The organism is Mesorhizobium sp. ES1-1 (assembly GCF_020164785.1).
GTDB lineage: Bacteria > Pseudomonadota > Alphaproteobacteria > Rhizobiales > Rhizobiaceae > Mesorhizobium.
Genome location: NZ_JAIUGX010000005.1, coordinates 65,796 through 77,818, shown reverse-complemented (window position 1 = coordinate 77,818; position 12,023 = coordinate 65,796). Strand labels below are relative to the sequence as shown.

Sequence of the window (12,023 nt, the reverse complement as noted above, 5' to 3'; positions counted from 1 at the left end):
GGTTCGATGACGAAGCTGGGTGTCCATTCCGAAGTCGGCCGTCTGCGCGAAGTGATGGTCCATCGTCCTGACCTCAGCCTGCGCAGGCTGACACCGGAAAACTGCAAGGCGCTGCTCTTTGACGACGTTCTGTGGGTCAAGCGGGCTCGCCAGGAACACGACGTCTTTGTCGATGCGTTGCGCGAACGCGGCGTTCTGGTGCATTCCTTCGGCGAGCTCTTGGCCGAGACGATGAGCCTGTCCATAGCCCGCGACTGGCTTCTGGACCGCCGGGTCCATCCCGGTGTCGTAGGGCTCGACATGGTCGACGAACTGCGCGGATGGCTCAACGAAATGGCGCCGGAGCAATTGTCGTCTTGCCTCGTCGGCGGCATTGCCCGGGCGGAGCTTCCTTTCGAACCCAAGGGGCTGACCGGACGGACGCTCGCTCCCCAGGATTTCGTCCTGCCGCCTTTGCCAAACCAGCTGTTCACCCGCGACAGCTCCTGCTGGATCTACGGCTCGGTCTCCGTCAATCCCATGTACTGGCCCGCGCGGCGCCCGGAAGCGGCCAATGTCGAAGCCGTCTACCGCTTCCATCCCCGTTTCCGCGAAAGCGGTATTCCCTTCGTTTCGCCGGACCTGGGCACAGGGACCAGCCTCGAAGGCGGCGACGTCATGCCGATCGGCGGCGGAACGGTTCTTGTCGGCATGGGGGAGCGCACCACGCCGCAAGCCGTGGGCGACCTCGCGCGCAACCTGTTTTCCGCCGGCGAGGCGACACGCGTGATTGCCGCACTGATGCCGCGCGACCGCAGTTTCATGCATCTCGATACGGTCTTCACCTTCTGCGACCGCGACTTGGTGACCATGTACCCTCCGGTCGTCGACCGGTTGCGCACCTTCTCGCTGCGTCCGGGCGATGCAGAAGCGGCGGTCGAGGTCACCGATGAGACAAAGCCATTCACGACGGTCGTCGCTGAAGCCCTCGGGTCGAGCTCGCTGCGCATCATCGCCACCGGCGGCGACCGCTACGAGGCCGAGCGCGAGCAATGGGATGACGGCAACAATGTCGTTGCGGTCGAGCCCGGTGTGGTCATCGGCTATGACCGCAATGTCTACACCAACACGCTTCTGCGCAGGGCGGGCATCGAAGTGATTACGGTCGAAGGCGCCGAGCTCAGTCGCGGCCGCGGCGGCGGGCACTGCATGACCTGTCCCATTGCGCGCGATCCGATTTGATCCGAAAGGAGATCCCGATGTCGATCAATCTTCATGGCCGCTCCGTCCTGACCCTGGACAATCTCACGGCCGACGAGATCCGCTTCCTTCTCAAACTGGCGGCCGACCTTAAGGCGGCAAAGCTCGCCGGCCACGAGATCCCGCGTCTGGTCAGAAAGAACATCGCGCTGATCTTCGAAAAGGATTCGACGCGCACACGCACAGGATTCGAGGTGGCGGCCTATGACCAAGGCGCCCACGTCACTTATTTCGGTCCCACCGGCAGCCATATCGGCCACAAGGAATCCATGAAGGATACGGCCCGCGTGCTTGGCCGCATGTATGATGCCATCGAATATCGCGGCTTCGGCCAACACCAGGCCGAACTGCTTGCCGCGCATGCCGGCGTGCCGGTCTACAACGGTCTAACGGACGAGGCGCATCCGACGCAGATCCTCGCCGACTTGATGACCATGCGCGAATTCACGCACAAGCATCTTTCGGACATGACCGTCACCTTCGTTGGCGAAGGGCGCGACAACGTCGCGCTGTCGCTGGCGCTTGGAGCCGCCAAGGTCGGCATCGACATGCGCATTGCCTCGCCGGGGGAACTCTGGCCAGACGAGGAATTCTGCGCACATGTCCGCGACCTGGCGGCGCGCAGCGGCGGCCGCTTCCGGCTCGACGAGGACGTGACGGCCTGCGTGCAGGACGCTGATTTCATCTACACCGACGTCTGGATGTCGATGGGCGAGGACAAATCGGGCTGGGCCGAGCGCATTCGTCTTTTGACGCCTTACAGAGTCACCCACGATGTGATGGCTGCCGCCGGCAACCCCCACGTCAAATTCATGCATTGCCTGCCCGCATTCCACGACACCGAGACCGAGATCGGTGCCTTCATCGCGAAGGAATACGGCATCGACTGCATGGAGGTCAGCGACGAGGTCTTCGAGTCGGCTGCGTCGATTGTCTTCGACCAGGCCGAAAACCGCATGCACACGATCAAGGCCCTGCTTGTCGCCACGATCGGTAACTGAAATGCTTATCGTCGTCGCGTTGGGCGGAAACGCGCTGCTTCGCCGTGGTGAACCGATGACGGCCGAGAACCAGCGCGTCAACATCAAACGCGCCGCATCCGTGCTTGCCGAACTCATCGGCGAAGGACATTCGGTTGTTGTCACGCACGGCAACGGCCCGCAAGTCGGCCTGCTCGCGCTTCAGGCCGCCGCCGGCCCAGGCGACGGGGCGTTCCCACTGGACGTTCTCGGAGCCGAGAGCGCGGGCATGATCGGATATGTGATTGAGCAGGAGCTCGCCAACCTTCTCAAGCAGCGGCTGTTCGCAACCCTGCTGACGCAGGTGACCGTGGACCCGCGCGATCCAGCCTTTGTTCACCCGACGAAGCCGATAGGCCCGGTCTACGACGAGGGAACCGCGCGCAAGCTTGCCGCCGAACGCGGCTGGCAGATCGCGCCGGATGGCGACAAATGGCGCCGCGTCGTGCCTTCCCCAAGGCCGCTGGAGATCCTGGAAGCGTCCGTGATTTCGTTTCTGGTCGAGCACGGCGTGATCGTCATCTGCACCGGCGGCGGCGGGGTTCCGGTGGTAGCCCGGGATGACGGCAGTCTTTGCGGCGTGGAAGCAGTCATCGACAAGGATCTGGCAAGCTCGCTGCTCGCCCAGCAATTGAAAGCCGACATGCTGCTCCTGTTGACCGATGTCGACGCCGTCTATGTCGACTACGGAACGGCGACCGCCCGGGCGCTGCGGCGCGTGGGCCCTAAGCAGATATCGGGAAGGGATTTTCCCTCCGGTTCCATGGGACCGAAGATCAGCGCCGCAAGCGAATTCGTCGCGGCGACCGGCAGGCCAGCGGCGATCGGCAAACTGGATGATGCTTGCAGGATTGTCAGAGGGGAATGCGGTACTTGGTTCGAGGTCAGCGCACTGCCTCCGCCAAGCCAGCCTGCGAGGCGTTAGGCAACGGCCACCGCCCAGATGACATGATCCGCCATAGAGCCCGTTGCGACCTATCCGCCCGCGCAACAAGATTGCGCGATCGAAACGTAGCGCCCACGCGACGTTCATTTTTTACACGCTCTATGAAAGCCATCCTGGCTGCTCGGTTTTGTAGGCTCGCCGGCCGTTGCGTTGGCTCGGCGCGGCCGCCCTGGTGACACCGCGACGGGGGACGGGTGCCGCACGACTCAGTAATTTCCCGTAGGGACATAACCGAATTTCGCTGACCGCGGATTGGCGCGATTGCTGTGTCAAGGTTCACCGGGACAACAGCCATGCACGCCTACACCGCCTCCAGGATTTCGCTGCCGTCGCATTCTGCTCAGCCAGGCTTGCCGGAAACATTTGACCCGGCACCGGCGCAGCCGGTCAGCTTTTTCGCCGCCGGTGCGGAGATCTATGCACAGGGCGAGAAGGCCGGGGCCTTCTATCAGGTCGAATTCGGCGCCGTGCGCATCTACCGCCTGCTCGCCGACGGCCGCCGCCAGATCAGCGCCTTCCACCTTGCCGGCGAGACCTTCGGCTTCGAAGCCGACTCGACGCATCATTTCTTCGCCGAAGCGATCAACGCGACCGGGGTCCGCGTCCTTCGCCTGGCAACTGGAGCCGAGATGGCGCGTCAGCTGCTGCCCTTGGCGCTCAAGGGCCTGACGCGCGCGCAGGAACACCTCCTGGTCCTCGGGCGCCAGAACGCCATCGAACGTGTCGCCGCCTTCCTGGTCGACATGGCGGAGCGCCAAGGCGGCTTGCGGCAGGTGGAGCTACCGATGTCGCGCATGGATATCGGCGACTATCTCGGCCTCACCATCGAGACCGTCTCGCGGGTCTTCACCCGGCTGAAGGACAAGGGCGTCATTCGCCTGCTCAACCTGCGCAGCATCGAGATCCTCAAGCAGGACGCGCTCCACTGCATGAGCGAATGAGGGGGCTCCCCGCGCAAGAGAGACGACAATGACGGCGCAGAGCCGGCCTCAGATCAAGGATGCTAGGACGATGGACAATAGACTCACCACCCATACCGGCCTTCGCTTCGAAGTGCGCCGCGCGCGCCCGGAAGATGAGCCGGCGCTGGCGGAATTCTTCACCCACGTGACGCCCGACGATTTGCGATTTCGCTTTCTCGGCGCCATGAAGGAAGTTTCACATGAACGGCTGGTGGCCATGACGCGGTCCGACGACGCCCATGTCCATAATTTTCTTGCCGTCTCCGACGACGGAATGCTGATCGCGGTTGCGACGCTGGCAAGCGATGCAGCCGATCGAAATGGCGAGGTTGCGATCTGTATTCGCGCGGATCGCAAGCATCTGGGCATTGGCTGGGAGTTGCTCGCCTATATCTCGAAATATGCCGAACGACTCGGGCTGAGTGCCATCCAGTCGATCGAGAGCCGTGAAAACCGCGCCGCGATCGAAGTCGAGCGTGACTCGGGCTTTACCATCACCACCGATCCCGACGATGCGACGCTGGTTCTGGTCCGGCGGGAGCTGGGGGCGCGACCGGCCGTCTAACCTGCCGGTTCGGCCCTGGTTCGACCGGGCTGGCCGTAAGCAATCTCTTGAAAATCATGTCTTCGGCATCGTGCCGCTGTTGGCGCTGGTGTTGCCCAGCCACCGCTGACCAGCGCGTGGCGCTGACCCAGATTGTGCTGGCTGCGGCAGTGGCGGCCGCGCAGGCCGTTTGCAACGGTTCTGCCAAGTCATCGTCGATCTCGGGCAGGTAGCGCGGCGGCAATGATGCAGCCGTTGAGGTCGCCAATCCGCAGCTGAAAATGGGGTGACGCTGGCGGTACCTCTAGAAGGCGGACCGGATCTCATGGATTCGATGAACTGATGGATCGGGATGGCACCGGCGACGTTGCGTCCTATATGAAATAGGCTCCTAGAACCGGAGCCGCTCCATCCCGATCCGAGCCAGCTGCCATGATTTCACCTGCGACCCCTGAACAAACCCGGGCCATTCGGATGCAGCTTCCAGCGCTTTCGAACAGCTATGCGCAATTGCCGGAGCGCTTCTTCGCACAATCGGAGCCTAAGCCGGTCTCCGAACCCAGTCTGATCCGCTTCAATCGGGCACTTGCCGACGAGCTAGGGCTCGATGCCGACCAGCTTACCAGCCCGGACGGGGTGCAGATGCTTGCCGGCAACAGGTTTCCCGAAGGCCTGCAGCCGGTCGCCTTGGCCTATGCGGGCCATCAGTTTGGAAATTTCGTGCCTCAGCTTGGTGATGGCCGCGCGCTGCTGTTGGGCGAAGTCGTGGACGTGAACGGCATTCGCCGCGACATCCAGCTGAAGGGATCGGGCCCGACGCGTTTCTCGCGCAATGGCGACGGCCGTGCGGCCCTCGGCCCCGTGCTGCGCGAATATGTCGTCAGCGAAGCGATGGCCGCGCTGGGCATTCCAACGACGCGAACCCTGGCTGCGGTGCTCACCGGCGATCCGGTCTATCGCGAGGTCCGGCTGCCGGGCGCGGTCCTTACACGTGTGGCTGCAAGCCATATCCGCATCGGCACGTTCCAATATTTCGCCGCGCGCCATGACACGGAGGCGCTCAAGATCCTCGCGGACTATTCCATTCAGCGTCACTTCCCACAGCTGGCCGGTGAAGCACGGCCTTATCGCGCTTTGCTGGCGGCCGTTGTCGCCGCGCAGGCGGAGCTGGTGGCGCGCTGGATGCTGGTCGGCTTCATCCATGGTGTCATGAACACCGACAATATGGCGATCTCGGGCGAGACCATCGACTATGGCCCCTGCGCCTTCCTCGATGCTTATGACCCGGCCACGGTGTTCAGTTCCATCGACCGCGTCGGACGCTACGCCTATGCCAACCAGCCTCGTGTCGCGACATGGAACCTGGCGCGCTTTGCCGAAACGCTGCTGCCGCTGATGAGCCCGGACGAAAACGAAGCCGTGGCCGAAGCTGAGGATGTGCTGAGATCGTTCCAGGCGTCCTACGAGACTGTTCTGCAGCGCGGTTTCCGCAGAAAACTGGGGCTTCTGACCGAGGCGGACGGCGACTTGCAGCTCGCGGCTGATTTTCTGGATGTGTTGGCTCGCGGCGAGGCCGACTTCACGCTCGCATTCCGGCGCTTGGGCGACGACCTCGACACGGCGCAAGGCCAGGGAGCGACCCGGCAATTGTTCCCGGATCCGGACGCATTCGACGCTTGGTCCGCGCGGTGGCGCGAGCGGATTGCCAGCGAACCAACCGACAGCGCCACGCGCCGGGCAACCATGCACGCGGTAAACCCGAAATTCATCCCGCGCAATCACCGCATCGAGGAGATGATCCAGGCGGCGTTGGGCGGCGACTTCAAGCCATTCGAGGAAATGCTCGAGGTGGTTACCCGGCCCTTCGATGAGCAGCCGGGCATGGAGCGCTACGCCGAACCGCCACAGCCGGATGAGCGGGTGCTGCAGACCTTCTGCGGCACCTGAGGCAATCAGTCTCGCACCGGGCCGGCATCCGGGCGCCGCTTCAATCGTTTTTTGAGGACGAACGGAACAAGGATTTCTAAGCGAGGTTCGGCTGTCGGAACAATGCATCATTGAAGGAGAACAACATGCATTTCGTGAAGACGCTTGTTGCTGCGATCACCATCGGTGTGAGCAGCCCGGTTGCAATGGCTCAGACCGCTACTGTGTCCCCGCAGGAATTCGTCGCGGCCGCTGCCAGTTCGGATATGTTCGAGATCCGTTCGAGCGAATTGGCCTTGCAGAAATCGCACACATCAGCCGTGAAGGAATTCGCTCGCATGATGATCAAGGATCATACGAAATCGTCCAAGCAGCTCATGGCGGCCGCTAAGAAGGACGATGTCGCCGTGGCTCCCGAGATGACGAGCAAGCATGCATCCCTGTTGAAGGCGCTGGGCAATGACAACAGCGAGGCATTCGATGACGCCTACGTCCAGGCTCAGTTGGCAGCGCACCAGGAAGCCCTGGCATTGATGACATCCTATGCCAAGGGAGGCGAAGCCAAGGACTTGAAGGCACATGCCAAAAAGACCGCGCCGATCATCCGCGAGCATTTCAAACATGCCAAGCAACTGGGCAAGACCGGTTCTGAGGGCTGAGGACCTCGCCGCCCACAGCTGACCGGCTTCCGAGCCGGTCAACATGCCTTCGCCAGGAGTGTCAGAGATGCCGGAAACACCCGATATGCCGAACTCAAGACCGAGCGACTTCGCCAATGATGAGCCCATCCGCCCGGAAGATGCCGCCTTGTTGGACAGCCCGGCGGGTCATAAAGACAGGCACGGCGCCGATCCCGGCTTTATTGGAGCCGACGATGTCGACCAGCCAATCGGTGCAAGACCTCGCAGCGAGATCACTGGCCGCCATGATGAAGGGGCCGGCGCCAATGAGACGATCGACGGTCTGAGCGAGACTGAGGAACTGACCCGCAGTTACGCTGAGGACATACCGACCAGCGACGATGAAGAGGACGAGGAAGACATCCCCGTCTTCGAGAGGGGCCGAAGCAGCACCGAGCTTTGAGCCGAATACCTAGCTCGATGAGCCGCGACACGAGACGAATCCGATTTCGTCTCGTGCAATGGCGCTGGCGGCGCCCTCCCACTGGCGCTTTACTCCAGCGGCTGTCGGCCGGCCCGGTGGCATCGATGCTAGGCCAGCAGCATCATACGCAGGTCTGCGCCCCCGCGCTTATTGTGCCTGCTGCGATCCTCCTGGCACGATGAGCGCACCCTGATTGGGCTTCGAGTATTCGAACCCGATAAAGAACACGGTCACGATGACGGCACAAATGACGACGATCACCACGAGTGCGACGCGCGAGAACGGTGTGCGTGGTTTTTGATCCTGTAGCATCAGGAGCCCGCCGATCGGGTAGGCCGGCGATAGGCGAAGTCCAGGCCTGAACAGCGGATCACAGCGGGTTTCCGCCGGTCACGGGGATGACGGCTCCGGTGATGTAGCTTCCGTCTCGCGAGGCAAGCAACACATATGCGCCGGCAAGCTCGGCGGGATTTCCCGGTCTGCCGAGCGGCGTGTTCTTTCCGAACTGCTCCACCTTTTCCGGCGGCATGGTGGACGGGATCAGCGGTGTCCAGATCGGCCCGGGGGCCACGGCATTCACCCGGATCCCGCGTTCCGCGACCATCTGGGCGAGACCGATGGTGAAATTGACGATGGCGCCCTTGGTCGTCGCATAGGCAAGCAATTGCGGTGACGGCTTGGAAGCCTGAATCGAGGCGGTGTTGATGATGCTGGCGCCCTCCCCCATGTGTGGGATAGCCGCCTTGCTGAGGTAGAACTGGCTATAGATGTTGGTGCGGACGGTCAGGTCCCACTCTTCCGAACTGATATCCTCGATCCTGTCGATCGTGTCCTGGTGCGCGGCGTTGTTGATCAGGACGTCGATACGGCCGAATTCCGCGACGGCGCGCTGGACGATCTCGCGGCAATGGGCCTCCTGCGAGACGTCGCCCGGCATCAGCACCGCCTTGCGCCCGGCTTCCTCGACCCAGCGCGCGGTCTCGCGCGCATCATCCTCTTCATTGAGATACGAAATGAGGATATCCGCCCCCTCACGAGCAAAGGCGATCGCCACGGCACGACCGATGCCCGAATCGCCGCCGGTGATGATTGCCGCCATACCGTCGAGTTTCCCGCTGCCCCGATAGCTTTCCTCGCCATGATCGGGCCGCGGCGTCATGTCTTCGGTAAACCCTGGCATCTCCTGCTGCTGTCTGGGCAGCGGGTTTTCCAGGATTGTGCTGTCAGATTGCGTCTGCATGGCTGGCCCTAATTCCCTAAAGATTGCTGGAACTTGTATTTGTCCAACCAGCGAAGGACGCCGTTGTTCCCTGAAAGAAAGCCGGCAACCGGCGGCCTCCGAACATGCGCCGACCCTGCGACGTTAATCCGCACGGACTAGCGTCGCAGGGGCTTACAGGCATCACTCTCGCCAAGCCCGATAACTGCAGGCTCAGCTTTTCGCTGTCTGGCCGGCTTCTCGAAGCTCGGCATAGCGCAATGTGACGACGGGCAGATTTTGCTCGAGCCACTCGGCCATCGCCTCTTCTTCGCTCAGGTTCTGCTGCAGGATTTGCTGGGCCTCCTGCAGACCGCCGGCTTGCGCCAGCACCAGCAACGAGTTGTACGCCGCGATTTCAAAATTCTCGAAAGCGTAGTTTGCAAAGCTGTTCTTGAGAATCTCGTCGCCCGCCATCGCGTGTCCTATCGTTGCGAGGCTGCCGACCATGGACAATGCTGTGTCCTTGAGGGTGGACGGCTCCTTGTCGAATCCACTCAAGATCGATTCCAGGCGAGTGATCTGGCCCTCGGTCTCCCGGATGTGCTGCTGCAGCCGGCTGGCCACCTCAGGATAATTTTCGATGCGCGCCACCTGGGGCTTCATGATCGAAAGAGCCTGATTTTCCATCGCGTGTGCATTGCGAAGGCCATCGATGAAGATCGCACGGGTCTCGGAGGTAAAATCGGTGTTCATAAGCGTCTCCTGCTGTTGAACAGCCCCAACCACGCTCTAGTCGAATTGTTCCGGCAGACTTATGGCCCTGCCCTCAGCGCGGATTCACTAAAAGGGATGAAGGTTGAAGACCGCGGCAGCGGCCGCCTAATCATTCCCGAAATTTATTCTTGGCAAGCACGGAACAAGCTTTCCAGTTTGAATTTACGAGCGAATGAGCTTTCCATGGTTGATCATCGGCATCCTTCTGGCGGTAATCTTTGTGTCCTTGAGACGGCACAATATGTCTATGCACGCCAAGCTGGACCGCCTTCTCGCAGAGCAAGCCCGTCGGGAACGCGACAGACGCCAAGGGAGGAAGTTCGATGCATAGATCACGACGATGAACATCCCCGGCAAATCCTGCATTGTCAGCTTAGGGGAAATCGAGCCGCGTCTGGCGAGATGGAATTTGCAGCAGGAGGTGCGCCGCTCGACACCATCAGCCTGGGCGACATGAGGCTCCTGTCAACGCACATAGCGACGCTAACGGGCAACGCGATGGCGTCACGCACGATCTCGGTCAGGACATCCTAGCCCAGGAACCAATTAACCAACGCGAGACACCCCCGGATCGATTGCCAAAGCTCCCCGTTTACCGGGATGACCGCAGACACCCCCGACAATCATGATCGTCGCAATCGTCGACGGCGTAAGCTCACCGGCGAGATATGCGACGGCTTGAGAGATTCAGACGTCGCTGGATCGAGGCGAAATGGTCGTGGTGTCGACCTTGCGGGCGGCGCCAGGAGGCCAGAGGCCGCCCACGATTCGGTGACAATCAGACGAGTCCGCGGAGGCTGGGTCGTGCGGGTATTGGAAGGCGGTCAGATATCGTGCCGGTCATTCACCCAGGAAATGTTTGCAGCCAATTACGCAGCCGGGCAGCGCCTGCGCTTTCGCCATCTGGCTCTGGCCAGGACCATGCAGGACAGATGGTAGCTCCAGCACGTCATGGCTGCGATCCCCTACACCCCGATGGCGGCACTGCAGTGCAGTTGTTGCATCCGCGTCGACGCGGTGCACCGTTACTTTGAAAATAAGGGTTCGCTTTCCGGCGCGCCCTCTAAGGAGCCGGCACACACAAAGTATTAACCAAGCTACAAATGCGTATGCAACGTTTTCGTGTGCGGGAAGTAGACGTTGAAATGAAGGATAATCACATAACAATGGATACAATCCATGACCATGATAGCGAACAGGTCATTGCATTGCGCATCCTGACAAGTCTCGCCAATCGGCCAAAGGGATCGATCGTCTCTACGGATGAAACCTGTGCGGACTTTCATCGTGCATGGCCGGCCTGTGGCTTGGCGGATAGCCAGCTCAAGAAGCATATAGTCGCGGCGGCCATGTCACTGGGCCTCGTTCCTGTCACGGACCCACTCTGGAAGCTGCCAAGTTGGGGCGACGGAAAGCGTATCAGATCCCGTTTCTTCTCGTTCTGACCCGATGCTTCGTCTCGTGCGTGCCCACGGTCTGTCGGACTTGGCAAAGCGCATCCTAAAACGGACTCGCTTTGTTGAAGCTTGCCGCTCCGAGCGCGCGGCGGTCAACGGAATTCTACTGACATCGATCGCTGGACCCGACGTTTCTCCACCGCATGGCAGAAGCTGACAAGCCTTGGTGCCCACCATGTCATCCGCAGGACTATCGTCGGTAGGTTCGTTCGTGTATTCGAACAGGGCAAGATCACGACGCATTCAATTGGTCATGAGATCGCCGCCGGGAGACCCTCCAGAGATCGTAGCAGAGCCAAATCGACTGAGCGATCAGGTGCAATGCCATAGCCGGCCATTCAACACCCTCTCTGACCAGCCCCGATATGCAGACAATCATGATAAATGATGCACTGTTGGCGACTATAGGGCGCCACGCAAACCAGCGGCGCATGGCCCAGAGAAGAACTCGGCTGACCACGAAAGCAGAGAACAGCGCACCAAGCGCTAGGCCGATCGCATAGGCTACCGTCATAAGGTCGTTCCTCTACTCCCCTGGGCGTCATTCGCGCTCTGGGAACACGCAAAGAGACAACCTCTGAAGAAGACTTATGCGAACCGCATTATGGTAAGTGAGCGTTGTACGGACGACACGGTCCCCATCTAGAAGCCCGAACCGCAAAAGCCGGCCGACGGAACCGCGGAACTTGGTTGAAACGAAAACGTCTTATCCGTCGATTTCAATCTGCGATGACGGCATAAAGGCTGTCACAAGCGACAATCTTTCGCGCTTCGTAAGAACTGGCCTCGTGTATTGCTTCTTCATGGATTTTCCTCGCTCCCTCAGCTTGGAAGGTGCCGGTCGGATCTTT

Annotated in this window: 11 protein-coding genes; 8 read left to right on the top strand and 3 right to left on the bottom strand. The window is 61.1% G+C overall.

The window, feature by feature from the left end; all coding sequences use genetic code 11:
- The first annotated feature begins 6 nt into the window (after positions 1–6).
- The 8 genes from LB513_RS10510 (at position 7) to LB513_RS10475 (ending at position 7,719) form a co-directional block, all read left to right on the top strand.
- Entirely contained in the window at positions 7–1,221 is a 1,215-nt protein-coding gene (locus LB513_RS10510; protein ID WP_224663427.1) for an arginine deiminase, read from the top strand.
- Between the two features lie 17 nt (positions 1,222–1,238).
- The gene (gene argF / locus LB513_RS10505) at positions 1,239–2,240 is read left to right on the top strand and encodes an ornithine carbamoyltransferase (protein WP_224663426.1); all 1,002 of its coding nucleotides are present in this window, start codon (positions 1,239–1,241) and stop codon (positions 2,238–2,240) included.
- Position 2,241: 1 nt separating this feature from the next.
- Positions 2,242–3,183, top strand: coding sequence for a carbamate kinase (gene arcC, locus LB513_RS10500; protein ID WP_224663425.1), 942 nt, complete (start codon positions 2,242–2,244; stop codon positions 3,181–3,183).
- A 314-nt stretch (positions 3,184–3,497) separates the two neighbouring features.
- Entirely contained in the window at positions 3,498–4,145 is a 648-nt protein-coding gene (locus LB513_RS10495; protein ID WP_224663424.1) for a helix-turn-helix domain-containing protein, read from the top strand.
- A 70-nt stretch (positions 4,146–4,215) separates the two neighbouring features.
- Positions 4,216–4,731: a GNAT family N-acetyltransferase gene (locus LB513_RS10490; RefSeq protein ID WP_224663423.1), complete on the top strand. Its 516-nt coding sequence runs from the start codon at positions 4,216–4,218 to the stop codon at positions 4,729–4,731.
- Between the two features lie 453 nt (positions 4,732–5,184).
- Positions 5,185–6,657, top strand: coding sequence for a protein adenylyltransferase SelO (locus LB513_RS10485; RefSeq protein WP_224663422.1), 1,473 nt, complete (start codon positions 5,185–5,187; stop codon positions 6,655–6,657).
- Positions 6,658–6,782: 125 nt separating this feature from the next.
- Complete coding sequence (locus LB513_RS10480; RefSeq protein ID WP_224663421.1) at positions 6,783–7,295, top strand: DUF4142 domain-containing protein; 513 nt, start codon at positions 6,783–6,785, stop codon at positions 7,293–7,295.
- A gap of 67 nt (positions 7,296–7,362) precedes the next feature.
- Positions 7,363–7,719: a hypothetical protein gene (locus LB513_RS10475; protein WP_224663420.1), complete on the top strand. Its 357-nt coding sequence runs from the start codon at positions 7,363–7,365 to the stop codon at positions 7,717–7,719.
- A 391-nt stretch (positions 7,720–8,110) separates the two neighbouring features.
- On the opposite strand, the gene LB513_RS10470 is transcribed toward LB513_RS10475, so the two are convergent.
- The 3 genes from LB513_RS10470 to LB513_RS10460 all read right to left on the bottom strand — a co-directional run bounded on the left by LB513_RS10470 (position 8,111) and on the right by LB513_RS10460 (position 11,686).
- Complete coding sequence (locus tag LB513_RS10470) at positions 8,111–8,980, bottom strand: SDR family oxidoreductase (RefSeq protein ID WP_224663419.1); 870 nt, start codon at positions 8,978–8,980, stop codon at positions 8,111–8,113.
- Between the two features lie 192 nt (positions 8,981–9,172).
- Positions 9,173–9,694: a ferritin-like domain-containing protein gene (locus LB513_RS10465; RefSeq protein ID WP_224663418.1), complete on the bottom strand. Its 522-nt coding sequence runs from the start codon at positions 9,692–9,694 to the stop codon at positions 9,173–9,175.
- A 1,710-nt stretch (positions 9,695–11,404) separates the two neighbouring features.
- On the bottom strand, positions 11,405–11,686 hold the full coding sequence (locus LB513_RS10460; RefSeq protein WP_224663417.1) for a hypothetical protein: 282 nt from the start codon (positions 11,684–11,686) through the stop codon (positions 11,405–11,407).
- Positions 11,687–12,023 lie beyond the last annotated feature (337 nt).